General features: G+C 70.5%; 27 protein-coding genes and 1 riboswitch. Of the genes, 18 read left to right on the plus strand and 9 right to left on the minus strand.

The window, feature by feature from the left end:
• The first annotated feature begins 54 nt into the window (after positions 1-54).
• From ABLE68_RS13505 to ABLE68_RS13545, 9 genes are all read left to right on the plus strand, one after another.
• Entirely contained in the window at positions 55-597 is a 543-nt protein-coding gene (locus ABLE68_RS13505) for a COG1361 family protein (protein ID WP_348871989.1), read from the plus strand.
• Positions 598-855: 258 nt separating this feature from the next.
• Entirely contained in the window at positions 856-1431 is a 576-nt protein-coding gene (locus ABLE68_RS13510; RefSeq protein ID WP_348871990.1) for a S24/S26 family peptidase, read from the plus strand.
• On the plus strand, positions 1428-2171 hold the full coding sequence (locus ABLE68_RS13515; RefSeq protein WP_425475629.1) for a response regulator transcription factor: 744 nt from the start codon (positions 1428-1430) through the stop codon (positions 2169-2171). The genes ABLE68_RS13510 and ABLE68_RS13515 overlap by 4 nt, the downstream gene beginning before the upstream one ends.
• A complete protein-coding gene (locus tag ABLE68_RS13520; RefSeq protein ID WP_348871991.1) occupies positions 2164-3384 on the plus strand; it encodes a hypothetical protein in 1221 nt (406 codons plus the stop codon). Before ABLE68_RS13515 ends, ABLE68_RS13520 begins: the two co-directional genes overlap by 8 nt.
• A 39-nt stretch (positions 3385-3423) precedes the next feature.
• Positions 3424-4212, plus strand: coding sequence for an HAD-IIA family hydrolase (locus ABLE68_RS13525; protein WP_348871992.1), 789 nt, complete (start codon positions 3424-3426; stop codon positions 4210-4212).
• Positions 4213-4250: 38 nt separating this feature from the next.
• Positions 4251-6983 carry a hypothetical protein gene (locus tag ABLE68_RS13530; protein ID WP_348871994.1) on the plus strand — a complete coding sequence of 911 codons (2733 nt, stop codon included), beginning with the start codon at positions 4251-4253 and terminating at the stop codon, positions 6981-6983.
• Positions 6970-7794: an ABC transporter ATP-binding protein gene (locus ABLE68_RS13535; RefSeq protein ID WP_348871996.1), complete on the plus strand. Its 825-nt coding sequence runs from the start codon at positions 6970-6972 to the stop codon at positions 7792-7794. The genes ABLE68_RS13530 and ABLE68_RS13535 overlap by 14 nt, the downstream gene beginning before the upstream one ends.
• Positions 7791-8429 carry an ABC transporter ATP-binding protein gene (locus tag ABLE68_RS13540; RefSeq protein WP_348871998.1) on the plus strand — a complete coding sequence of 213 codons (639 nt, stop codon included), beginning with the start codon at positions 7791-7793 and terminating at the stop codon, positions 8427-8429. The genes ABLE68_RS13535 and ABLE68_RS13540 overlap by 4 nt, the downstream gene beginning before the upstream one ends.
• 199 nt (positions 8430-8628) lie before the next feature.
• Positions 8629-8788: riboswitch (cyclic di-AMP (ydaO/yuaA leader) on the plus strand.
• Positions 8789-8793: 5 nt separating this feature from the next.
• On the plus strand, positions 8794-9363 hold the full coding sequence (locus ABLE68_RS13545) for a C40 family peptidase (RefSeq protein WP_348871999.1): 570 nt from the start codon (positions 8794-8796) through the stop codon (positions 9361-9363).
• A gap of 24 nt (positions 9364-9387) precedes the next feature.
• Here the strand turns inward: ABLE68_RS13545 and ABLE68_RS13550 are convergent, their stop codons facing one another.
• Genes ABLE68_RS13550 through ABLE68_RS13560 form a run of 3 tightly spaced genes read right to left on the minus strand, consistent with a single transcriptional unit; the run spans position 9388 to position 11130 of the window.
• Positions 9388-10221: a WXG100 family type VII secretion target gene (locus tag ABLE68_RS13550; RefSeq protein ID WP_348872000.1), complete on the minus strand. Its 834-nt coding sequence runs from the start codon at positions 10219-10221 to the stop codon at positions 9388-9390.
• Positions 10218-10547, minus strand: a complete 330-nt coding sequence (locus tag ABLE68_RS13555; RefSeq protein WP_348872001.1) for a hypothetical protein — start codon at positions 10545-10547, stop codon at positions 10218-10220. Before ABLE68_RS13555 ends, ABLE68_RS13550 begins: the two co-directional genes overlap by 4 nt.
• Before the next feature lies 1 nt (position 10548).
• Complete coding sequence (locus tag ABLE68_RS13560; RefSeq protein WP_348872002.1) at positions 10549-11130, minus strand: hypothetical protein; 582 nt, start codon at positions 11128-11130, stop codon at positions 10549-10551.
• 100 nt (positions 11131-11230) lie between these two features.
• On the opposite strand from ABLE68_RS13560, the gene ABLE68_RS13565 reads away from it, so the two are divergent.
• Positions 11231-11773: a hypothetical protein gene (locus tag ABLE68_RS13565; RefSeq protein ID WP_348872003.1), complete on the plus strand. Its 543-nt coding sequence runs from the start codon at positions 11231-11233 to the stop codon at positions 11771-11773.
• 4 nt (positions 11774-11777) lie between these two features.
• On the opposite strand, the gene ABLE68_RS13570 is transcribed toward ABLE68_RS13565, so the two are convergent.
• On the minus strand, positions 11778-12392 hold the full coding sequence (locus ABLE68_RS13570; RefSeq protein ID WP_348872004.1) for a hypothetical protein: 615 nt from the start codon (positions 12390-12392) through the stop codon (positions 11778-11780).
• 96 nt (positions 12393-12488) lie between these two features.
• On the opposite strand from ABLE68_RS13570, the gene ABLE68_RS13575 reads away from it, so the two are divergent.
• The 3 genes from ABLE68_RS13575 to ABLE68_RS13585 are packed head-to-tail and all read left to right on the plus strand — an operon-like array spanning position 12489 to position 14602.
• Entirely contained in the window at positions 12489-12902 is a 414-nt protein-coding gene (locus ABLE68_RS13575) for a hypothetical protein (RefSeq protein ID WP_348872006.1), read from the plus strand.
• Positions 12902-14167: a hypothetical protein gene (locus ABLE68_RS13580; protein WP_348872008.1), complete on the plus strand. Its 1266-nt coding sequence runs from the start codon at positions 12902-12904 to the stop codon at positions 14165-14167. The genes ABLE68_RS13575 and ABLE68_RS13580 overlap by 1 nt, the downstream gene beginning before the upstream one ends.
• Positions 14168-14176: 9 nt before the next feature.
• On the plus strand, positions 14177-14602 hold the full coding sequence (locus ABLE68_RS13585; RefSeq protein ID WP_348872009.1) for a TY-Chap domain-containing protein: 426 nt from the start codon (positions 14177-14179) through the stop codon (positions 14600-14602).
• A gap of 6 nt (positions 14603-14608) precedes the next feature.
• Here ABLE68_RS13585 and ABLE68_RS13590 read toward each other — a convergent pair whose 3' ends face one another.
• Genes ABLE68_RS13590 through ABLE68_RS13610 form a run of 5 tightly spaced genes read right to left on the minus strand, consistent with a single transcriptional unit; the run spans position 14609 to position 17275 of the window.
• Positions 14609-14986: a hypothetical protein gene (locus tag ABLE68_RS13590; protein ID WP_348872011.1), complete on the minus strand. Its 378-nt coding sequence runs from the start codon at positions 14984-14986 to the stop codon at positions 14609-14611.
• Positions 14983-15420, minus strand: coding sequence for a DcrB/PsbP domain-containing protein (locus tag ABLE68_RS13595; protein ID WP_348872012.1), 438 nt, complete (start codon positions 15418-15420; stop codon positions 14983-14985). The genes ABLE68_RS13590 and ABLE68_RS13595 overlap by 4 nt, the downstream gene beginning before the upstream one ends.
• The gene (locus ABLE68_RS13600) at positions 15413-15763 is read right to left on the minus strand and encodes a hypothetical protein (RefSeq protein WP_348872014.1); all 351 of its coding nucleotides are present in this window, start codon (positions 15761-15763) and stop codon (positions 15413-15415) included. Before ABLE68_RS13600 ends, ABLE68_RS13595 begins: the two co-directional genes overlap by 8 nt.
• A gap of 10 nt (positions 15764-15773) precedes the next feature.
• Positions 15774-16976, minus strand: coding sequence for a hypothetical protein (locus ABLE68_RS13605; protein ID WP_348872015.1), 1203 nt, complete (start codon positions 16974-16976; stop codon positions 15774-15776).
• Complete coding sequence (locus ABLE68_RS13610) at positions 16973-17275, minus strand: hypothetical protein (protein WP_348872016.1); 303 nt, start codon at positions 17273-17275, stop codon at positions 16973-16975. Before ABLE68_RS13610 ends, ABLE68_RS13605 begins: the two co-directional genes overlap by 4 nt.
• Before the next feature lie 202 nt (positions 17276-17477).
• Here ABLE68_RS13610 and ABLE68_RS13615 point away from each other — a divergent pair, with 202 nt between their 5' ends.
• The 5 genes from ABLE68_RS13615 (at position 17478) to ABLE68_RS13635 (ending at position 22172) form a co-directional block, all read left to right on the plus strand.
• Entirely contained in the window at positions 17478-18287 is an 810-nt protein-coding gene (locus tag ABLE68_RS13615; protein WP_348872017.1) for a TadA family conjugal transfer-associated ATPase, read from the plus strand.
• 55 nt (positions 18288-18342) lie between these two features.
• On the plus strand, positions 18343-18858 hold the full coding sequence (locus tag ABLE68_RS13620) for a hypothetical protein (RefSeq protein ID WP_348872018.1): 516 nt from the start codon (positions 18343-18345) through the stop codon (positions 18856-18858).
• Positions 18859-18987: 129 nt separating this feature from the next.
• Positions 18988-20367 (plus strand): hypothetical protein, encoded by a 1380-nt coding sequence (locus ABLE68_RS13625; protein ID WP_348872019.1) that lies wholly within the window; start codon positions 18988-18990, stop codon positions 20365-20367.
• 326 nt (positions 20368-20693) lie between these two features.
• Positions 20694-21617, plus strand: coding sequence for a hypothetical protein (locus tag ABLE68_RS13630; RefSeq protein ID WP_348872020.1), 924 nt, complete (start codon positions 20694-20696; stop codon positions 21615-21617).
• 12 nt (positions 21618-21629) lie between these two features.
• Complete coding sequence (locus ABLE68_RS13635) at positions 21630-22172, plus strand: hypothetical protein (RefSeq protein WP_348872021.1); 543 nt, start codon at positions 21630-21632, stop codon at positions 22170-22172.
• The last annotated feature ends 26 nt before the right edge of the window (positions 22173-22198 follow it).

A 22198-nucleotide genomic window follows, 5' to 3' on the forward strand; every position in this document is an offset into this window, starting at 1 on the left:
GAAGCCCCGCGCCTAGCGTGAGGGTCACAACACCAGCAGTACCGGGGGAAATCCATGACCACCACGACGATGCCGTCCGCGAGGACACCGTCCGCTCGGGCGTCGGCGACCTCGGCCAAGAAGTTCATCCTGCCCGTGGCCACCGTCGTCGGCGCGGGGGCGCTCGCGATGGTCATGGGTGTTCCGTGGACCAGCGCCAACGAGGGTGGTGCGGGCATCCGTCTGCAGGCCGATGCCAACCAGGGCGCCACGCTCACCATCTCGACGATGGAGCCGGGTGAGTCGGTCTCGCGCAACGTGACGATCCGCAACTCGGGTGCCGAGGACTCGCGGCTCTCCTTCGAGGAGAACGCCGCTCCGGCGACGTTCGCCAACGGCGAGCTCAACCTGAAGATCGAGCACGACGGTCGCACCGTCTACGACGGCACCTTCGGAGCGATGAACGACGTGTCCCAGGACGTGGGCAACCTGCCCCCGGGTGGGTCGAGCGTCTTCACGTTCACGGTGTCGCTGCCCAAGGACGCGCCGTTCGCCAACCAGGGCGAGCCGGCGGTCGCGAGCTACTCGTGGGTGAACTCCAACACGGGTGCTGAGTGACGACGCAAGTGGTGAACAACTGAAGACGTGGGGCCGATAAGGGCCCCGCAGGCCTGACGATGGCCGCCCGCGCCTCTGGGGGGAGCGCGGACGGTCGGCGTCAGACCGAACGGGCGAAGCGCGCGGCGTATCTGGGGGGAACGCCGAGCGTGCCGCTCTCCGAGTAAGTGGACAGGTCCGTCCGGCGTATCTGGGGGGAACGCCGGACGGACCGGTCCACACTCGCCCCCACTCGGACATCTCGGAAGACAACGAACCATGGAGATCGAAACCGCTCCCCACCGCCCGGCGCCCACGCCGTGGGGGCGCCTTCTGCTGTCCATCGTCGTCTTCGGGCCGGTCACCTTCTTGGTGCTGCTGCCCATCGGCCTGGGCCTCGAGCGCTACGTGATGAGCGGCGACTCGATGGCCGGCTCCATCGGCCAGGGCTCGATCGTCTTCGAGCGCGTCGTACCCGTCAGTGATCTGCGCCCCGGTGACGTGATCACTTATGAGCCGCCCGCCGCTGCCGATGTGGACGGCATGGTGACCCATCGGATCGTGGCGATCGGACCCGAGGGCATCGTCACGAAGGGCGACGCCGAGACCGCGGTCGACCCCTGGACGCTCCGCCCCGCAGGCCAGACCATGTCCCGGGTCGCGTTCAGCGTCCCGTGGGTCGGGTGGGCCTACCTCTTCCTCTTCCACCCCCAGGGATGGCTGCTGACCGTCGGGTCGGCGATGGCGTTGGCGCTGCTGATGTCGCGACGACTGATGGCCAAGCAGCCCACCCTGCGCCCGCCGAGCGACGGCACCGAGGCGGACTCGGCGGTGCTCCACGAGGTCAAACCGTGAGTATCGGCCTCAGTCGGAGCGACGCGGGTCCTATGCTCGCTCCCATGGCGCATCGAGTTCTAGTCGTTGAGGACGAGGAGGACATTGCATTTCCCCTCGTTCGGACGCTGGAACGTGAGGGGTACGACGTCGAGTGGGTGGAGAGCGGCCAGAAGGCGCTCGACGGCCTGGCGTCGGCACCCGAGCTCATGATCCTCGACCTCGGGCTCCCGGACATCGACGGCCTCGAGGTCTGTCGACGGGCACGGGAAGCCGGCTACGAGGGGGCGATCATCATCGTCACCGCGCGGGCCGGCGAGCTGGATCGGGTCGTCGGCCTCGACTACGGGGCGGACGACTACCTGGCCAAGCCTTTCGGCCTGGCCGAGCTGCAAGCACGGGTCCGTGCTCTGTTGCGCCGTACCTCCTCCGCGGTCACCACCGTGGTCGACGAGGGTCCGCCCGATGGTCTGCGGATCGATGTCGACGCCCGCCGGGTCTACGCCGGCGCCGAGGAGATCCCGCTCACCGGCAAGGAGTTCGAGGTCTTGAACATCCTCGCCGCCAACCGGGACAAGGTCGTCTCCCGCGGCCGGCTGATGGCCGATGTGTGGGACGAGAACTGGTACGGCTCGACCAAGACGCTCGACGTCACCATCGGTCGACTCCGCCAGAAGCTGGAAAGCATGGGCGTGACGGATCGAGTGGTTGCCGTTCGAGGCGTGGGATTCCGCCTCGAAGGCGGCACCCCGGATGCGTGAACGCCTCACCTTCGCCTTCATCGTCCTGACCGTCGTCCTGCTCCTCGGAGCCGGTGCCGTGCGGACCTACGTGCTCCGAGACCTGATCCGCGAGCAGTCCGCGGGACAGCTGGGCCAGGACGCCGAGCTGATCAGCTCCATCGTCGAGGACCGGCAGGCCGGCGGCGGCACCGTCGACGAGGACTTCCTCACCGGCCTGGTCGGGCCCAAGGACCGGCTCGAGTACGACCCTGCCGGCACGGGAGACCCGATCGTCGTCCACGGCGAGGACTACGCGGGCGACGGCGACCTCGACCGGGACATCTCGGCCCGCTCCACCGTCAGCGGTGGGTCCAGCGTGATCGTCAGCGAGTCGCCGTCGGTCGTGCGCGACGTCATCGGCCGCGACCTGGGCTCCATCGGCGCGCTCTTCCTCCTCATCGCCGTCGTCGCCGGCATGGCCGGCTTCCTGGTCGCCTCGGCGCTCTCCTCGCCCTTCCAGCGGCTGGCGGTCGCCGCCGCGGCGCTGGGCCGGGGCCGCTTCGACCTGGACCTCCCCAAGACGCGGGTGCCGGAGGCGCTGGCGATCTCCAACGCCCTGCGCTCGAGCGCCTTCCAGCTCGAGGACCGCGTCCACCGCGAGCGGGCCTTCGCCGAGCACGCCTCCCACGTCCTGCGCACCCCGCTGACCGGTATCCGCCTCGAGCTCGAGGACCTCACGCTGCGCGACGACATCCCGCTCGACGCCAAGGAGGCGGTCAACCGCTGCCTGACCCGCGTCGAGGAGGTCACGGCGGTCGCCACCGAGCTGGTCGAGATCACCCGGCGCGGCAGCCTCGTCGTCGGCGCCGAGCTGCCCCTGTCCGACCTGTCCGCCCAGCTCGCCCAGCGCTGGGCCGACCGGCTCGGGGCCCGCAACCGGGCCGTGACCGCCGCGGTCGAGGGCGACCTCGAGCTGACCTACACGCCGGGTCCGGTCGAGCACGTGACCGACCTGCTGCTCGCCGACGTCGTACGACGTGGCTCGGGCGCTGTGCGGATCACCTTCCGCGGCGAGCCCGGCGGACACCTGCGGATCCACGTCCTCTGCGCCGGTCCGGCGCCCGCGACCGAGCTCGACAACGAGACGCTCGACCGGATGGGCCAGGTGCGCACCGTCGTGGAGGCCCTCGGTGGTCGCGTGACCGGCGAGCACCCCGCGGACGGCATCGACCTGCTCCTGCCCCGCCGCTGACGCCCCACCCCTGAATCCCGCCCCTGACACAATGCCGCCATGACCGCCTCGCGCCCCGTGGAGACCTGGCTGACGGACATGGACGGCGTCCTCGTCCACGAGGAGGTCCCGATCCCGGGGGCCCAGGAGTTCATCGAGGCGCTCAAGTCGTCCGGTCGTCGCTTCCTGGTGCTGACCAACAACTCGATCTTCACCCCGCGCGACCTCCGCGCCCGGCTGCTCGGCAGCGGCATCGACGTGCCCGAGGACGCCATCTGGACCTCCGCGCTCGCGACCGCCCAGTTCCTCGACGACCAGCGCCCGCACGGCACGGCGTACGTCGTGGGCGAGGCCGGCCTGACGACGGCGCTGCACGACATCGGCTACGTGATGACCGACCGTGACCCCGACTACGTGGTGCTGGGGGAGACCCGGACCTACTCCTTCGAGGCGATCACCCGGGCGATCCGGCTGGTCGCCTCCGGCGCGCGGTTCATCGCCACCAACCCCGACGTGAGCGGACCCAGCCAGCACGGCATGCTCCCCGCGACCGGGTCGGTCGCGGCGCTGATCAGCACCGCGACCGGGCGCACGCCGTACTTCATCGGCAAGCCCAACCCGCTGATGATGCGCAGCGCCCTCAACCGGCTGGAGGCGCACTCCGAGACCACCGTGATGGTGGGCGACCGGATGGACACCGACATCATCAGCGGGCTCGAGGCCGGGCTGCGGACCATCCTGGTCACGACCGGCTCGACGCGTCCCGAGGACGTCGAGACCTTCCCCTACCGCCCGACCCGCATCGTCGACTCGGTCGCCGACCTGGTCACGGAGGTCGTTCCGGGATAGGTGTGGTGGAAGCGCTCCCACTCGCTTAGGGTGACCGGGTGACGAGGCCCCGGTCCCACCCGTTGTGGTGGGCCGCGCCGTTCCGGCTCGCCCGGACGCCCGGGTGGGCGGTGCTCGTCCTGGTGGCCGCCACCCTGTTCGTCGGGTCCGTGGTCGCTCCCGCGCTGTTCGTCGAGACCGCCCGATCGACCGCGCTCTCCGACGGCCTCGCGGCCGGGGCCGCCGGTCCGTACGGCGACCAGTCCGGCGACCTCCGCGTCACCTGGGACGGCGTCGTCAGCGACATCGACCCGTTCCTGGACCCGCTGTCCGCGATGCCGTCGTACGGCGAGCCGACGGTGACCGCCACCGGGGTCGGTCAGAGCCAGACCAACCACCCGGTCGCCCGCGCCGACGGGACGAGCTCACCCGCGGTCCTCTGGTACCACGACGGCGCCCTCGCGGCGCTCGGCGCCGCTGACGACGACCCGGGGGTCTGGCTGCCCACGGCGACCGCCGACGAGCTGCACCTCAAGATCGGCGACGAGCTCAAGATCGGCATGGAGCAGACCTTCCTCGGCACCAGCCGTCACCTCCGCCCGATCACGCTCTCCGGCACCTACGAGCCCGAGCCCGGCTCGCCGCTCCCGGCCGACCTCGCCGCGCTGCCCGATTCCGAGCGCTGGTTCCTGCCGCACGACCCCACCTCGCCCAAGCTGGTCACCCCGATGGCGATCGTCAGCCGGGCGACCTTCGACCGGATCGCGCCGAAGGTGCAGGAGCACCCGTTCTACGTCGCCGACCTGCTGCTCGACCCCGACGTGACGCCGGACGAGGCGGCCGTCGCGGTCGACCAGACGGCGGCGTACGGCGACGCCGCGTTCGACGGCAGCACGCCCGTCTACGGCGAGCTCGCCGACGCCCTGCCGGCCCCCGCGTCGCTCGACGTGATCACCGGCCTGCCCTCGATCGTCGATGCGTCCGAGAGCACGTCCAGCTCGGCCCGCACCCAGGTGCGGCCGTACGCCGTCGCCGGCGAGGTGCTCGCCGGGCTCCTCCTGGTCGCCGCCTGGGTGCTCATCGGCCTCAACCGGCGCCGCGAGCAGCTGCTCGCCAGCGGTCTCGGCCTCCGCCCGCTCGAGCTCACCCTGCTCGCCGCCCTCGAGGCGTTGCTCCTCTGCGTCCTCGCCGTGCCCGCCGGGGTCGGTCTCGCCCAGCTCGGCGTCGCGGTGGCCGGCCCGCCGACCGTGGCCGGCGTGCCGATCACCCAGGACGAGGTCGTCCACGCAGCCGTCGCCGGTGCCGTCGGGCTGCTGCTCATCGCCGTGACCGCCGGCTTCTCCGCGCTGGCGACCGACCGGCTCGACCGGATCTCCCGGCTGGGCCGGAGCCGGGTCTCGGTGCCCTGGGGGACCGCGCTGGTGGTGGTCACGGTCGTGGTCGGCTTCGCGGTCCTCACGGTCGAGATCACCGGCCGAGCGACCACGCCGCTCACCACGGCCTTCCCGTTCCTCGTCACGGCCTCCGTGGCGATGCTGGTCATCCGCGGTGGGGCGTGGGTGCGCGCCCACCGCTCGACCCGGGCGCGCCCGGGGACGCCGCGGTGGCTCGCCGCCCGGCGTACCGGACCCGTGCTCCGCGAGGTCGTCGCGCTGTCCGCGGTCGTCGCCGTCTCGCTCGGGCTGTTCGCCTACACGCTGACCGTCCAGCGCGGCATCGACCAGGGAGTCGCCGACAAGACCGCGGCCCTCGCCGGGACCGAGACGACGCTCGAGGTCGTCGACGACTTCCGGGGGCAGGGCACCGACCGGGCCGTCTACCCGCCCGTCGACGACACCACGCTCGTCTGGCGCCGCAACGTCGCGCTGCCGCCCAACGAGAGCCAGGTGCCGCTGATGGCGATCGACCCGGGCTCGTTCGCCGACGTCGCCGACTGGGGTGGCTCGGGCGAGCTCGACGCGGGCCGGGCGCTGGTCCCGCGGCTGCCGACGAAGGAGCGCGGGCTGCCGGTGATCCTGGCCGGTGACACGAACCTGAAGGCCGGCGCCGAGACGCTCATCAGCTTCGACTCCGTCGTCACCGTGCCCGTCTACGTCCTCGGGGTGGTGGACGCGTTCCCGGGCTCCGAGACCGAGCCCGGCTCGGTCACCGTCGTCATCGACAGCCGACGCCTGTTCAAGCTGGTTCCGCCCCCCGTGGACCCGCGCAAGAAGGTGGACCCCGGCAGCATCGGGCCGGGAGGACAGCTGACCTCCGTCGTGTGGAGCCAGGCCTCCGGGCACGCTCTCCGCAGTCAGCTCGGCGCCGCGGACATCACCACCGACGGCACCCTCGAGACCGCGACCGAGGCCCGGGTCGAGAACGGCCTGGTCGCCTCCACCTGGGCCGCGGGCTACGTGCTCGCCCTCGGTGGGGTCGTGCTCGCCCTCGCGCTCGCCGCCGGCCTGGTGCTCGCGCTGCGCCTCTCCGACCGCGACGCCGTCTCCGACGTGCTGCTGCGCCGGATGGGATACCGCCCCGCCGACCTGGCCCGGGCCCGCGCCTGGGAGGTGGGGTACGCCGTGGCGACGGCCGTCGTCGCGGCGCTGATCGCCGCCGCCGTCCTGGTCCTCGGGCCGGTCATCATCGACGCCGCGGCCCGGATCCCCCCGCTCTCCCAGCCGCGGCCGCAGTGGAGCGACCTCGTCTGGCTGCTCGGGGTCCTGGTGGCCCTGGTGCTGCTGGCCTGGGTCGCCGGCACCGTCCTCACCCGTCGTCGCTCCGCAGCGGAGGTGCTCCGTGCCGGTGGATGACATCGTCTCCTGCGAGGACCTCGTCAAGGTCTTCCGCTCCGTCACGGGGGAGACCCATGCGCTGCGGGGCATCGGGCTGGAGCTGGAGCCCGGCGCCCTGACCGTGGTCGCCGGACCCTCGGGCAGCGGCAAGAGCAGCCTGCTGACCCTGCTCGGCGCCCGCGACCGACCGAGCGCCGGGCGGCTGACCGTGCTCGGCAGCGACGTCGCGGTCGCGTCCACCCGCGAGCTGCGCCGCCTGCGCCGCAAGCGGATCGGCTTCGTGCCGCAGCGCTCCTCGGGGGCGATCTTCCCGCACCTGCGCGCCTGCGACCAGCTCGGCCAGGTCGCGTCCTGGCGCGGCGCCTCCCACGACCACCTCGACGAGGCGCTGGCGGCGGTCGGCCTCAGCGACCGGGCCGACCACCGACCGTCCGCACTCTCCGGCGGTGAGCAGCAGCGGCTCGCCGTGGCCATCGCCCTGGTCGGCACCCCGTCGTTGATCGTCGCCGACGAGCCCACCGCCGAGCTCGACCATGCCAACGCCGACCGCGTCATGGAGGCCCTGCTCGCGGCGGCTGCCGCCGGCTCGGCGGTCGTGATCAGCAGCCACGACGACCGGGTCACCCATCGGGCCGACCGGCTGCTCCGGCTGCGGCACGGCGTCGTCTCCAGCGAGACCGCGGGCCGTCGGGCAACGGCCGCGGTCATCGACTCCACCGGCCGGCTGCAGCTGCCGCCCGACGTGCTCGACCTGTTCCCCTCCCGCCGGGTCGTCGTCGAGACGGTGGGCGACGAGGTCCGGCTGCGCCGTCCCGAGGAGCCGACATGAGTGCGCTCGAGATCAGCGGGGTCAGCCACGGGTACGGCGCCGGCGCCGGCCGGGTCGAGGTGCTGCACGACCTGTCGCTGCGCGTCGAGCCGGGCGAGCTGGTCGCCCTCGCCGGCCCGTCGGGGTCCGGCAAGACCACGGTCTGCCACCTCGCGGCGGGCTTCGAGTCGCCCGAGCACGGCTCCGTCACCATCGACGGCCGACCGACCGCCGGCGTCGCGGACTGGGCCGTCGTGGCCGTCGTACCCCAGCAGCACGGCCTGCTCGTCGGGCTGTCCGTCGAGGACAACGTCTGCCTGCCGGCCTACCGCGCCGGCGTCGATCCGGCCGAGGCGTTCGCCCGGCTCGCGGAGGCGCTCGACCTGACCTCCTTCACCCGGCGCGGGATCGCCGAGACCTCGCTCGGCGAGCAGCAGCGCACCGCGGTCGCACGCGCGCTCGTCCTGGGGTCGCGCGTGGCCGTCCTCGACGAGCCCACCGGGCACCAGGACGACGACCACGTCGCCCAGGTCGTGACGGCCCTGGAGGACGCCGCCCGCGGGGGTACGGCGATGCTCGTCTCGACCCACGACGAGCGGGTCTGGGAGGTCGCCGACCGGGTGATCCGGCTCGACGAGGGCCGCATCCTGGCCTGAGCCGGGTGTGACCTTCGCCCCGTTCTGCCGGAAATTCAGGCGAGAGGTGTGGTGCGGACCACGCAAATCTGCGTTTGCCGACTCGTGATCGCGTGAATCGTCTGGTTACTGTCATTGACGATTGCACCACCGTGCACACGCACAGCCGATCCCGGGAACGCCGAGTCCTGCCCGCCCGGGCACCGGTCCGCCAGGTCCACCGCGACCGACGCAGAAGATCCACGGGCAGGAGTGGGGGAACCACTCTTCATGCGGCTCCGGCCGCTCGGGGTGAAGCCACCGACCCGCACCGGGTCAGTGGCCGGGCACCTTCCTCGCCCGAACCCGACAGCTCACCTCGCAGGCGTGGGAAGGAACCACGCACATGTCCACCACCATGCCCATGCTCGTCCGCGGCCTCGGCCGCACCGGCCTCCGCATCGCCTGCAGCGGTGCCCTCGCCATCGGCCTGCTGGCCACCGCACCCTCGACCGACGCGCACGCCATGATGGCGTCGTCCGGTCACGCAGCGCAGACCGGCCACAAGTCCGGCCACCAGTTGACCGAGCGTCAGCGCACCGCCAACCGGATCAGCCGCGCCGTCGGCATCGCCGTCCACCAGAAGGGCGACCCCTACGCGTACGGCGCCGCCGGCCCGAGCCGCTTCGACTGCTCCGGCCTGACGTTCTTCAGCTACCGCCACGCCGGCTTCAAGCACATCCCGCGGACGTCGTCGGCCCAGGCCCACTTCGCCAAGCGGATCCCGCGCAGCGCCATGCGCCGCGGCGACCTGATCTTCTTCTACGACGGCGGCGGGGTCTACCACGTCGGCGTCTACGCCGGCTTCAACCACGGGCACCGCTGGGTCCTGCACGCGCCGTACTCCGGCACCCGCGTCCGCACGGACAAGCTCTGGACCAACCAGTGGTACGCCGGGACGCTGCGCTTCCGCTGATCCCGACCCGGATCCCGCACGGGGCTAGTGGTGCTCCCAGTCGCCCTTGTCCTTGATGTCGGACACGTCGCCGGTCGCCATCTGCGGCCAGCCGTTGCCTGACTCGAGGCCGGGGAGCCCGGCGTTGAGGTCGTTCCACATCGCGATGTTGATGGTCGCGTCGGTGTCGAAGGTGCCGGACAGGTCGTTCAGCAGCTGGGCGGCCTTGATGGCGGCATCGAGGATGACCTTGATCGCCGGGCCGGTGTCGAGGGTCAGGACCTTGCCGGCGTCGGTGCCCTCCTGGATGGCGTCGACGACGTCACCGGCATAGCTGAGGATCGCCGAGATGACGGTGCGCCAGGTCTCGAGGATCTCCTTCGCCCCGGTGGCGTACGCCGCCGCCGTCTTCGTCAGTCCCTGGTCGATGCCGCCGAGGGCGTTGGAGAACTCCGTCGCGACCTGCGAGTAGGAGTCGAACGCGTCGCCCTCCCAGCCCTTGCCGACGTCGTGGACCATCTGGCTGATCGTGATCGACTGGCCGCGCAGCTTCTCCGCCGCCTGGATGTAGGACGACTGGAGCTCCATGAGCTTCCACGGCGTCGCGAAGAGCTGGTCGACGGTCTCCCAGATGTCCTTGCACATCTGCTCGAACTTGTCCCAGATCGCCTGGAACGCGTCCTCGAGCTTGTGGGCGTAGTGCTCGACGAGCGCGGCCCACCCGGGGGACAGGAACCGCCAGCCCGAGGTGAAGCCGGAGTCGTCCCACTTCTGCTTGACCCACTCGAGCGCCTCCTGGATCTTGTCCTTGAAGTCGCTGAGCTTCTGCTCGATCTCGGACTCGAGGTCCGAGAAGGTCTCGAGGGCCCCGACGCTCATCGCGCGGCCACCTCGCTCTTGATCTTCTGCTGGGCCGCGGCGATCTCGTCGTCGGTGACCCCGAAGTCGTGGGCGACGGCCTCCAGCAGCCGCGAGATCCGGCCGGCCGCGGCGAGTGCGTCGCCGAGGGCGACGTGCAGCGCCGAGACGAGCTCGTTGTGGAGCGGCGGGATGCCGGCCAGGGTGGCGAGCTCGCCGAAGGCCTCACCCTGCCCGAGCCCGTCCGCGACGAGGAAGCTCGCGCTGGCGATGTCGGTGGTCATGGCGTACCACCCTGCGGACGCCTCGGCGATGCGTTGGGCGTCGACGTGGATCGAGTCGGCCATGTCAGGCTCCCTGGATGGGTCGGTCGAGGAGGTGCCGGGCGGCGTCGCGGAAGGCGGTCGCGAGCGCGTTCTTGAGGTGCTCGGGCCGGGCGGTGGAGAGCCAGGCCTCGTCCGCGTCGACCGCGAGCAGCACGCCCTCGGCATCGAGGCGGACGCTGAGGTAGGTGTTGTCCGACGTGCCGGTCGCACCGGCGGGCGTCGCGGCCCCGGATGGACGCTGCGCACCACGATGGACGCTGGGACCGGGTGGGATCTGCAGCGGGCGTCGACCCGCGATGCGTTCCTCGCCGAGCGCGACGTAGCGGGCGAGCTCGCCGCTCGCCTCGAGCGACGCGAGGATGCGCCGGTCGTCGGCGATCGCGAACGCAGTCCTCACCGCGGTCGCGAGGTCGCCGGGCCGCCGCAGGTCGTCGACGCTGCGCACCTCGACCGCGACGACCCGTCGGGCCGCGTCGAGGGTCAGGGCGAGCGAGCCCGAGTCGGACTCGCCGGTCGTGTGGGCGACGTCGCCGCTGACTGCGTCGCCGTCGGCGTACTGGATGCGGCGCAGCAAGGTGACGCCGTCGTGGTCGAGTGGTGGCATCGGTGTCTCCGTCTCCCGTCCGATGTCGGGTTCCTTCCCCTCGATGTCGCCGGGGAAACGGTCGGTTTGGTCGACGGGCCGACGCGGGAGGATGGGGGCCATGCGATCCCGGGTGCTGCCTCTCGTCCTCGCCGCCGCGTTCTCGTCGCTGCTGGTGGGCTGCGACAGCGGCAGCGACGGGCCGCCCGGATCGAGCACGGAGGTGGTGACCTTGCCCGACAACCTGTGCGACCGGCTGCTGAGCGTCGTCTCGCCCGAGTGGCAGCTCACCGAGTCCGACCACGAGTCGTCCTCCGACAGCTCGACCGCGACGGCGACCTGCACGTTGGAGGGCGACCGCCAGGGAGCCGTCGACCTGACGGCCACCGTGACGGCCTTCGGCACCGACGACGACGCGACGGGTGCCCTCGGTGACGCCTGCGACGACATCAACACCTCGGGCGGCACCACGTTCAAGCGCTACGACGACGGCTGCGAGGCGACGTACTCCGGTCCGGGCGAGGCGCGTGGCGCCTACGCGCTGCCGTCCGACAAGGCCGTGCTCGACCTGACCATGAAGAGCACCGGGCCGTTCGGTGCCGCGGTCCCGGCCGAGCTGGCCCAGGTCTCCCTGGCGCTGGTCACCGAGCCGCTCGGCTCCTGAGCGACTACTTCCAGGTCCAGGTCGCGAGCACGGAGTCGATGACCTGCTGGCGCTCGGCGGGAGTGAAGTCGCTGGTCGCGAAGATGAAGTGCAGGTTGACCTGGCGGCCGTCGTGGATGGCGCCGAAGTCGTCGAACTGGTCGAGGCGGGAGATGCCGCCGGTCACGTGGTAGCACTCGACGCCGTCGATCGTGACGGGGTCGAGGACCTTCACGGAGCGGACGTCGCTGTAGTCCTTGATCGCGCTCTTGGCGAGCTCCTGCAACGAGGCGTCGCCGAGTGCTCGCAGGTCCGTCAGCTGGACGCCGGTGGCGGAGCCGGGCGCCTTCGCGTCGATGGCGAAGTCCACGAGCTGCTTCTGCAGCTTCCACTTCTCGGGCGCGCGCACCGACAGGGCCGACATGTCGAGCAGCGGGCCGGTGGCGGGGGTGACGTCCGATCCGGAGCTGGTCGACTCGCTGGTCGACTCGGTGGGGGAGGAGCCCGTCGCGGTCGGCGAGGCGCTGGAGCCGGTCGGATCGCTGGTGGGATCCGACGACCCGCCGCACCCGGCGACGAGCAGCGAAGCCGCCACCGCAGTGGCGCAGAGACTCCGACGTACGACCCGATTCGCGTCCATGGGCCGTCACCTACCCGGGCTGGTTTCGTTCCACACTTCGGAGGGCAGGAGGTCGGGGATGACCCTTGTCGGAGTTTCGGGATACGGGGAGTAGACATGGTTCAGGCTGATGCGTTCCTAGGAGCGATCGGCGTCGATCAGCAGACGATCGACGAGATCAAGAAGATGTTGGACGAGAACGCCAACGAGCTGCACGCCTCGCCGCCTGCAGCCGTGGCTGCGGGCGCCTTCGGTGGCTCGGTCGCCGGGCAGGACCTCGACCTGCAGACCTCGACGGCGCACCAGCACGTCGTCGACGCGATCGAGGAGATGGTGGCGGGCCTCAAGGGCTACCGCGTCAACGTCGTGAAGTTCGGCGAGGACATGGACATCACCGACGACGACGCCGGGGTCACCATGAACAACCTCAACACCATCAACCTCTGCACGACGCCGACGGACCTGCACACCAACCCCAACCCGGCTACCGCGTGCGTTCCGTCGGTGGCGGAGAACGGCGGGGGGAACTGATGCCCGGACCGCAGGAGACCCGTCTGATCCAGGCGCTCCAGGGCGCTCGTCCCGGCAACGTCGACAGCCGTTCCTACGAGTGGGCGAAGTGCGCCGACATCCTCCGCACCGTCTCCGGCCAGCTCGACCAGGCCGAGATGCCGGTCGTGGCCGGCGAGGCCGGGGAGAAGACCGCCAGCGCGATGAACTCCGCCTTCAAGGCCGCGGCTGCGGGCATGAAGGAGCGCGAGACCAAGCTCCGCGCCGGCTCCCAGGCGCTGGCCAGCGCCCAGGCCGCTCTCGACGAGGCCAAGAGCGCTCACGAGGCCCTCGGCGCCGAGTCCGCGCCGCCGACGTACACCCCGAGCGAAGACCCCGGCTCGGAGGCCGGGATCAAGCACCACAACGACTACCTCGCCAAGGCGGCTGCCCACCAGTCCGAGGTCGAGCACCGCGAGCGGGTCTCGCGCGAGCACGCCGACAAGCTCGACCAGGCGCTCCGGCACTCGTCCGACACGATGCGGGAGATCCACGGCGAGAAGGAGGGCGGCGACGACGGGGGTCGGCGCGGCCCGGTCGGCGGCGGTGGCGGCGGTTCGTCGTCCGCCGGCGGCCACGGCGGCGGGGCACCTGCGGTCCACCTGGCCGGTCCCAACCCCGGCTCCGGTCCTGGCTACCACCCGGGACACCACCACAACCCCGGCCACGGCGGCCACACCACCAACCCGCCCGGACCGGGCGTCACCTACCCGCCCGGCGGCGGCACCCAGGAGCCCGGCGGCGGCGGCACCATCGGCACGATCCCCGTCGGCACCAGCCCCGGCGGCGGTCTGCCGGGCACCGGCCTCGTCGCGGGCGCGACCGCGGGCGGAGTGGGCGCGGGCCTGCTCGGCGCGGGTCTCACCTCGGGTGGGCTCCGCGGCATCCTGTCGTCCGGTGGCGCCAGTCCCAGCACCGCCCAGAGCGCGGTCCGCGGCATCGGCACCACCTCCCGCGCCGCCGGAGCGACCACGCTCGGTCGCAGCGGCGTCTCGTCCGCCAGCACGACGTCCGGCACGGGAGCCAGTGGCCGCTCCGCGGGCGGTGCCGCAGGCGCCAACCGCAGCGGATCGTCGACCCGGGGCGGCAAGGCCGGTGGCCGTTCCGGCGGCCGGTCCGGCGGCGCAGCGGGCGGTGGTCGCGGCGGTCGGCGCAAGGATGACGACAAGTCGGGCAAGCACGACGTCTTCGACGTGGACGAGGACTGGGTCGACGACGAGGGCGCCGCACCCGGCGTCCTGGACTGACGTCGCTCGATGGGCTTCGACGACCTGCACCGTGAGCTCGTCCAGCGCCTCGGCTCCCTCGAGCAGGGCTCGTTCCTGATCCTCGGTGAACCGGTGCCCGAGCCGGAGAGGTCCGGGCTGTTCGGGCGGAAGCCGAAGCCACCGCCGACGCGCTACGTGCAGTTCCTGCGCGACCCGCGGCACCTGTACGGCGAGTGTGTCGGCTCGACCTGGATCGGCGGCGACTGGGAGATCAGCGAGGCCGAGCACGACCGGCTGCGGATGCTCGGCTGGCTCGCGCCCGGCGACCCGGACCCGGCCGGCACCCAGCCGGCGTACCCCAACTACTGGGTCACCGTCGACGAGGGACGGGCGGCCGACCTGGCCACGATGGCCACCGGCGCGCTGTCGCTGCTCGGCGCCGACCCGGCCACCCTGGAGTGGCGCACCGCGTAGCCCGTCTCAGGGCAGCAGCGTCGACAGGATCCGGTAGACCTCGGTGTTGGACGCCGGCCGCTCGCTGCCGTCGACCGGGTCGGTGAGCCGGATGCCGCTGGGTCCGTCGGTGGCCGCCAGTCGCCTGGACCCGCCGTCCCACTCGAGCTCGAGCTCCCAGCTGAAGTCGGGGCCGGTGTCGTCGGGGCGCCGCGGTCGCATCCGGGTGAGCCGGACCAGCGCGGAGGTGAGGAACGCCGGCGGGAAGCTGAGCTCCTGGAGCTGACCGGGACGCACCTCGGCGTCGAGCAGCACGACGTCGCGGTCGATCCGCGCCCGGTGCTCGAGCTGGGCCTCGGGTCCGGTGACCCGCAGGGTCAGGGCGATCAGCAGGTCGTCGCTCATGCCGCGCCTCCCGGCTGCCAGGTCGCTGCCACACCGGCGCAGAGGTCGGCGAGCTCGTCGTACCTCCAGGTCTCGACGGTCGCGGTCAGGGTGTGGCCCACGTCGTCGACCAGCACGAACCACTGCTCCATGGTCAGCGCCTCGCCGCCGGGGGAGGCGTGGTGGGCGAGGCGTCGGCCGCCGGAGTGGCGGCCGACGTCGACCTTCTCGAGGTCGACCGGCAGGTAGTCGTCGAGCACGCGAGGCAGCAGCTCGTCGGTGCCGGCCTGCCAGTCGCGGAAGCTCATCCCGCCGACGGTGACCGCCGTGACCACGAGGTTGGCGCGGAACCGGTCGGGGCGCTCGTCGTCGGCGGGCTCGCGCGCGATGAGCACGGTCTCGCCGGTGGGGTCGTCGAGGACCTCCCAGCCCGCGGGGAGCTCGAGGTCAGCCACGGGTGGCCGCCCGGGCACCGGTGGTCCGCTGGAACCACGACGGCTGGGCGAAGCGCGGCACCGGCAGTGGCAGCACCAGGAAGGCCAGAAGGGCCACGAGCGAGACTCCTATCGCGAGACCGAGGACGACGTAGGCACCGCTGTCGGCCGACATCCAGCCGGTGACGGCGCCGAGCACGAGGACGACCGCGATGAGCGGCCGGACGACCAGCACGCTGCGCACGCCCCAGCTGCCCTTGACGCTGCGCGCCCACGAGCGCGCGGCGGGGCTGCGGCCGAGGTGCTGCCAGGTGTTCCAGGCGGCCAGGGCGAGGCCGCCGACCAGCATCAGCACGTAGATCACGACGGCTCCCTCAGTCCCAGAAGCTCAGGGTGTCGCCGACGTCGGAGGCGAAGTCGCCCACGTCGCCGGCCGTGTCGCCGATCCAGTCGCCGGTGGCCGAGACCGCGTCGCTGACCGGGTCCATGATCGCGTCGCCGAGCTCGCCGCCGGCGAAGCCGCCGATGGCGCCACCGATGAGGCCGCCGACCACACCACCCACGACGGTGCCGACACCCGGGCAGATCGCGGTGCCGATCGCGCCGCCGGCCCAGGCGCCGCCCTCGGCGCCGGCCCAGGCTCCTGCTGCCGTGGTGGCGCCCTTGGTGGTCGCGCGGGTGACCCGCTCGGTGGTGTCGAGGGAGGGGTCGTCGGCGTCGGCCTGCCACTGGTCCCAGCCGGAGGTCAGCGCCGTGACCGCGACGCCGGCCCGGCCGGCCCACTTGCCGGCCGTCTCCCACGCGCCGCGGGAGGCGGCGCCGTACGGCGTGGCGTGCCAGTTGTCGCCGTTGCCGGCCGCGAGCGCGCGCTGCCAGAAGCCCATCCCGCTGGCGCTGCCGAAGCGGCCGGCCACGCGGGGCTGGAAGACGCCGTACTTGCCGTTGATCATCCAGCTGGCGCCGGCACCGAAGCCGAGACCCCCGAGGCCGAAGGCCCACGAGCCGATGTCCATGCCGTCGGCGAAGTCGGGCGGCAGGAAGCCGAGCCGCTGGAGGAGGTCCTCGATCCAGCCGTCGCCGGTGGACTTGCTGATCCCGTCGGCGAGGTTCTGGTGGGCCTCGCTCTCCTTGGTGCGGGCGCCGTCGACGATCTCGACGGCCTCGTTCCACGCGTCGGCCTTCTTGTTGTAGGCGTCGACCTGGCCCTGGCTCGCGGCGTCGGGAGCGGTCGGCGCGACGATCTGGGTGCCGTTGACGGACACGCCGGCAGCCGACGCGACCGAGCGCGCGTGCGCCATCCGCTCCTGCACGACGGTCAGCTCGCCGGCGAAGTCGGTGAGGGCGGTCTGGATCGCCTTGACCCGGGTCGAGAGCTCGGCGGCGTCCTTGCTGGTGGCCTCGACCTGGCCCTCGAACGCCGCGCCGGCCTGGCCGTGCCAGGAGCCGGCGAGCGAGCGGGCGGTGCCGAGGGACGACTCGGCGTCGCCGATCGCGGTGTCGGCGGTGCCGGCCTGGGTGGCTGCGGTGGTGCACGCCCCGGGGTCGCCGTACACCTGGGTCTCGAGGACGTCGCTCATGGGCCGAGCAGCCCCTGCTGCTGGGACATCGCGCCGCTGACCGCGCCGTCGGTGCCGGTGAAGTCGGTGTCGGCGGCGGTGGTGCTCTCGGCGAGGCTGCCGAGGTGCTGGGCCAGGCCGGCGACCGCGCTGGAGAGGCTGACCATCGCCTTGGCGACCTCGTCGGACGACTGCCCGGCGTCCGGGGTCGACTCAAGGTCGGAGGAGTGGCCGTAGAGCGCACTGCCGGCACCGTCGAGGACGGTGGCGATCTGCTGGAGGTCGGCTGAGCTGACCTCGAGGTCCGGGGAACTGCTCATGGATCGGCCTTACCCGCTCTTCCGCGGCCTCAATCAGCACGGGACGTCATCCGGATGGTGTGTCCCCTTGCTCCCTCCGGATGACGTCCCGCGCGGAACCCGAACCGCCCCGACTCGTTGTCCACAGGGTCGGGGCCGCCCGCGTTTCGGTGGCGGCGATCCGGCGCACACTGTTCGGCAAGGAATCCGTCTCGGGGGACCTATGTCACTGACCCAGCCAGCCACACGTCGCGTCTCCGGCGCGCACGACGAGCTCGTCGAGGTGCTCGACCAGCGCGTGCGCGAGCTGGTCCGCGGCGAGGCGATCGACCCGCAGCGCGACGCGGCCCTGGTCCGCCGGATCGCCGAGGGCGTCGTCCGCGAGCACGACGAGCGCAGCCTCACCGGCGTGGTCGCACCGGTGCCCGACGTCGGCGCACTCGTCGGCGAGCTGGTCGCCCGGGTCTCCGGCTTCGGCCCGCTGCAGCCCTTCCTCGACGACCCGACCGTGGAGGAGATCTGGATCAACGACCCGTCCCGGGTCTTCGTCGCACGCCGCGGCCGTCACGAGCTGACGACGCTGGTGCTGACCAGTGCGCAGGTGAGCGAGCTCGTCGAGCGGATGCTCAAGTCCAGCGGCCGGCGGATCGACGTCAGCCAGCCCTTCGTCGACGCGATGCTGCCCGAGGGGCACCGCCTCCACGTCGTCCTCGAGGGCATCAGCCGAGGCTTCTCGGCAGTGAACATCCGCAAGTTCGTGCTGCGCGCCGCCAGGCTCGGCGACCTGGTCGAGCTCGGCAGTCTCACGCCACCGGCCGCCGCCTTCCTCGAGGCCTCGGTGCGCGCCGGTCTCAACATCCTCGTCGCCGGTGGGACCCAGGCAGGCAAGACCACGATGTTGAACTGCCTGGCCGCAGCGATCCCGGGCGGCGACCGGGTCGTGTCGGCCGAGGAAGTCTTCGAGCTCCGGTTCCCGCACCCGGACTGTCCTGGAGCACGGTACAGCGTTCGCGGCGTGTGCGGAGACGTCTAGAGGGTTTGCGACCGCCTATCTGCGAGCCATTCGACGGCGTGCGAGTGTTTGCCCCGTGGAGCGAAGTCGTCGTCATCGGGCCCTGCTAGTCGGGGGCGTCGTTGTCGTCTCGCTGTTGGGAAGCCTCGGTGCCATCACCGCCTTGTGGGACGCCTCCGTTGTCTTAAATGTCGTCGTGGCAGGAGCGTTCGCGACCGGCGCCGGCCTTCTTGCCGCTGCGTTTGACGCCAACGATGACCGTGACCGCGTTTGGTTGATTGGTGGCTGTGCCGCGGCGATGTTGGCAGCGTTTCTAGCTACCGGCTACGAACTGGCGCGTCCCGATCCCGAACCGGTCGAGATGGTCGCCGTTGGGCGCGGCCCCACTGTGCAGCCGGTAGGCGAGCCTGGAGGGCGAATGGCTGTCAGCAACGTTCTTACCGGTACAACAGTGAAAGTCTCGTGTGTCGTACGCCTCGACGGTGATATCTGGTACCGGCTGGCGTGGATTAATCCTGCTGCTTGGTTGCCTGACAGTGCCCTCCGGCCTCCCCGGGGTCAGGATGTGCTCGACGTACCAGAGTGCGGTTGACATCGACCGCCCTGAGCTCGGATGCAACGCTCAGGGCCTCGTGTCAAAGGTATTGAGAGCCCGGAGAAGCAGGGCGCGAGAGTGCAGTCGATCCGCTGAGTGGACCGAGGTACGGCGGGAGGTTGACGGATGGCCGAGCGGACTATGAATGCGCGGCAGATGGAAGTGCTGGGGTGGTTGGTGGCCGGTTGCCCCGATGGAGTCATGATCGGGGTCAGTCACAAGACGACGGCGGTCGCGTTGCAGAACCGCCGGCTCGCGACGGTCTCGAAACGCAAGGGTGTCTGGAAGGCCGAACCTACGGACGCAGGCAGGTACTTCGTGGAGCACGGCGAGTACCCGGCGGGCCACTGGTCCGCCACCGCTGAGTCAGCGTTTGTGCCATTCACTCCTGCTACTCACACCCGGCCGACGCGCGAGCCGAAAGTGACAGGTCTGCGGCCCGCCGATCAATTGATGGCGGATCTCGCCGCTGGGGGCGGCGAGATCAAGATCCCCGCGAACGAGATCGGCTACTGGGAGAATCTGATCTTGTCAGCGACCCGGCACAAGAAGGTGCCCGACGGCAAGCGCCTCAAGATTGCAATGGGTGCGGACAGGTACGAGCGGCTGATCCGGCTCGAACACAGGCCCGACTGGATGACGGTTGAACTAGACCCGATTCAGGTTGCCGATGCGTTGCGCGGCCCGCATCCAGCGGTGGTCGCGCTGCGAGACGACAAGCAGCGCTTGCAGATGAAGCGCGGGGTCAGGGCGCGCGCACTGCGGATCCTCGACGCGATCGCGCAGGCAGCCGCGGCCCGGGGTTACGCGGTCGCCGCACCGAAGGCAGAGCAGGGATATCGCCATGCCAAGGGTCACCTCGTTATCACGATCGGGAAACACCCCAACACGATCGTTATGGACGAGTTGAACGACCGGGTGTCCCACGAGCCGACCAGACAAGAGTTGGAGCGCAAGGCGCGCTACTCGTGGTCCACGATCCCGAAGTACGACTACCTTCCGTCGGGTCGACTGCGGATCAAGCTCGATCGGGGGTGGCACGTCAGACAGGAATCATTCAGTGACACCAAGACGATCAATCTGGAGGACCGGCTCCCACACGTGCTCCAAGAGTTGGAACTTAGGGCAGCCGCGGACGAGGCGCGGGAACGGGAACGGGAATTGGAACGGGACGCACGTAAGCGGCAGTGGGAGCAGATCCACGACGAGGCGGTCGTGCAAGCGCGTGAGCATCACCGAGCAGGCGTGCTACTAGCGCAGGTCGAGGGCTGGCACGAGGCGCACAGACTCGATGCCTACCTAAATGCGATGGAGGCAAGGGTCACTAGGCTCGGCTCGGGTGACCGGAAGGCGGCGGAAGAGTGGATGGCATGGGCTCAGAACTACCGACAACGGATCGATCCGTTGAGCCGAGAACTTTGCCTGCCCCCTGATCCACAGTTCAGTGCCGAGGTGATCGCACCGTTCATGCGGGGGCTGTCGCCGTACGGCCCGCCGGCTGGTTAGCCGAGCGCCCGTGAGTGACACGAAAACGGATGAGTTTCGTATGGCTTGCGGCGTCCGCAGCTGTCGAGACCTCATATGAGGTTGACGACCAAGTGCACGCCCGGATTCAGAAGACTCCGCGCTTTAGGTGCGTGGTCGCGGCAAGTCTGCGGCTATGCAACGACGGCCCGGTTGTGTCAATAGCAGCAGGCCGTGGCACCGTCGCTCGGCCCGGGAGTGGACGCATCTCGGCCCCTGGTCGAGCACGACACGCCGTGCAAAATGGATTACTGGTCTCGAATTGGTGTCAGGATCGGCGCCAGTCACCCGACACGTGGAGCGGTCCAATGCCAAAGCATCAGTTCGCCCTGCACGACGTCGTTGTGCGCAAGATGAACGCTAAGAAGGACGCAGAGCGTTTGCTCCATGACGTTACTGGGCGTGGAGACGACCTGCTGAAGATCTTTCCTGAGTTCCTGAAAAACCACATCGGCACTGGGCGCGCGTGCAAGAAGCAGCGGTACATCAGGCTTGTGAAGAAGCAAACGAAGGGACGCTGCGTCTGGTTCGACGTCGAGGTCGGCCGGTGGGGCGTTAAGGGACGTGTGATCGACACGAGCGATCACAGTGAGGCCTACGCGATTCGCGCGCAGGACGCCCCGACGTATCTCATCCGCGGCGTGCTGATCGTCCCGAAGACTGGTTATCACGGCTTGATGGTCGCGGAGGTGGTCAGCAATCGGAGCTTCATGAGCACCCTTTGGCCGGAGTTCCGCGACTGGTTCGGTCCGCGTTTCCCGGATGACAATCTCTGGCCGCGTGAGAGCGCAGCAGTCGAGGCGCCGGCATGGTTGAAGTACCTGGACGACGCCATGCTGCAGAAGGTGACCTTCACGTCGTACGAGCGGAGCAGCGATAAGGCTCGGCGGGTACAGGCGCGTGATTGGGTCATCCGGGGATACCGGGGAGAGATGCTGCCGACGGATTGGATCGACAAGCTGGTGAAGCGGCGCCTCAGTGCGAGGTCCGTCGTTGCTGACATTCCATCCGGCTTCAACCCCGAGGAGACCAAGGTTGAGATGGTGGGGCCCGACGGGCCGAAGACCGTCATCATCCAGAAGGACTACCCCCGCTTTCTACACGAGCTGTCGGATGACGACGATCCTCGTCCGGAGGACGCCACGTTCCGCGCAGAGGTACTGTCGGAGGCCCGTGAGACGCTGACAGCGATGGGGTTGGACGCGGATCAGGTGCTCGCTGGAGCTACGTGAGGGTGGTGAGCGATGAGCGCTAAGTGGGACGTTAGCGACATCATCTCAGCGCACTTCAACACGTTGCGCGATGCAGCAAATGACGACAAGAGGCGGATCTGGGACTACCTGGGGTTGTTGGGTATCCCGCTCGCGTTTTCGGGCGCCGCCCTCATCTTCGGTTTGAAGCTCTACGACGTTTCCAAGCTGCTTGGCGGCATTAGTGTCTTCACTGCCCTGTTGTTCGGCATGGTCGGCAGTGTCTTCACTCTCTACCTGCGGGTGCGACGAGACGAGAAGCTGTCGCCGTATGACCCGCTCATCGCGGACGTTCGGGAGTTGTTCGCCAACGTCAGCTGGGCAGTCCTTGTCGGCCTTCTCCTGATTACGTCCATGGTCGTGGCGTCAGGTACGCAGGCACCACCGGCTCCGGGCGAGTCGGCACATCCGCTGTCTCCAGCGTGGACCGCCATCTTGACCTTCCTGTTCTTTCACCTCGTGATGTGCGTGTTGATCGCGCTCAATCGGCTTTGGTTGGCCCACGTGAAGATCGGCGAATTGCCACCGAAAGACTAGTCCGAACCGTGCGCGACGCCAGCGGC

It is taken from the genome of Nocardioides pollutisoli (genome assembly GCF_040045055.1).
Lineage (GTDB): Bacteria > Actinomycetota > Actinomycetes > Propionibacteriales > Nocardioidaceae > Nocardioides > Nocardioides tweenelious.

Coding starts and splice junctions, on each gene's coding strand:
- ABLE68_RS13505 (WP_348871989.1), top strand. CDS start 55: ATGACCACCACGACGATGCCGTCCGCGAGGACACCGTCCGCTCGGGCG.
- ABLE68_RS13510 (WP_348871990.1), top strand. CDS start 856: ATGGAGATCGAAACCGCTCCCCACCGCCCGGCGCCCACGCCGTGGGGG.
- ABLE68_RS13520 (WP_348871991.1), top strand. CDS start 2,164: ATGCGTGAACGCCTCACCTTCGCCTTCATCGTCCTGACCGTCGTCCTG.
- ABLE68_RS13525 (WP_348871992.1), top strand. CDS start 3,424: ATGACCGCCTCGCGCCCCGTGGAGACCTGGCTGACGGACATGGACGGC.
- ABLE68_RS13540 (WP_348871998.1), top strand. CDS start 7,791: ATGAGTGCGCTCGAGATCAGCGGGGTCAGCCACGGGTACGGCGCCGGC.
- ABLE68_RS13545 (WP_348871999.1), top strand. CDS start 8,794: ATGTCCACCACCATGCCCATGCTCGTCCGCGGCCTCGGCCGCACCGGC.
- ABLE68_RS13550 (WP_348872000.1), bottom strand. CDS start 10,221: ATGAGCGTCGGGGCCCTCGAGACCTTCTCGGACCTCGAGTCCGAGATC.
- ABLE68_RS13555 (WP_348872001.1), bottom strand. CDS start 10,547: ATGGCCGACTCGATCCACGTCGACGCCCAACGCATCGCCGAGGCGTCC.
- ABLE68_RS13560 (WP_348872002.1), bottom strand. CDS start 11,130: ATGCCACCACTCGACCACGACGGCGTCACCTTGCTGCGCCGCATCCAG.
- ABLE68_RS13565 (WP_348872003.1), top strand. CDS start 11,231: ATGCGATCCCGGGTGCTGCCTCTCGTCCTCGCCGCCGCGTTCTCGTCG.
- ABLE68_RS13570 (WP_348872004.1), bottom strand. CDS start 12,392: ATGGACGCGAATCGGGTCGTACGTCGGAGTCTCTGCGCCACTGCGGTG.
- ABLE68_RS13575 (WP_348872006.1), top strand. CDS start 12,489: ATGGTTCAGGCTGATGCGTTCCTAGGAGCGATCGGCGTCGATCAGCAG.
- ABLE68_RS13580 (WP_348872008.1), top strand. CDS start 12,902: ATGCCCGGACCGCAGGAGACCCGTCTGATCCAGGCGCTCCAGGGCGCT.
- ABLE68_RS13585 (WP_348872009.1), top strand. CDS start 14,177: ATGGGCTTCGACGACCTGCACCGTGAGCTCGTCCAGCGCCTCGGCTCC.
- ABLE68_RS13590 (WP_348872011.1), bottom strand. CDS start 14,986: ATGAGCGACGACCTGCTGATCGCCCTGACCCTGCGGGTCACCGGACCC.
- ABLE68_RS13605 (WP_348872015.1), bottom strand. CDS start 16,976: ATGAGCGACGTCCTCGAGACCCAGGTGTACGGCGACCCCGGGGCGTGC.
- ABLE68_RS13610 (WP_348872016.1), bottom strand. CDS start 17,275: ATGAGCAGTTCCCCGGACCTCGAGGTCAGCTCAGCCGACCTCCAGCAG.
- ABLE68_RS13615 (WP_348872017.1), top strand. CDS start 17,478: ATGTCACTGACCCAGCCAGCCACACGTCGCGTCTCCGGCGCGCACGAC.
- ABLE68_RS13625 (WP_348872019.1), top strand. CDS start 18,988: ATGGCCGAGCGGACTATGAATGCGCGGCAGATGGAAGTGCTGGGGTGG.
- ABLE68_RS13630 (WP_348872020.1), top strand. CDS start 20,694: ATGCCAAAGCATCAGTTCGCCCTGCACGACGTCGTTGTGCGCAAGATG.
- ABLE68_RS13635 (WP_348872021.1), top strand. CDS start 21,630: ATGAGCGCTAAGTGGGACGTTAGCGACATCATCTCAGCGCACTTCAAC.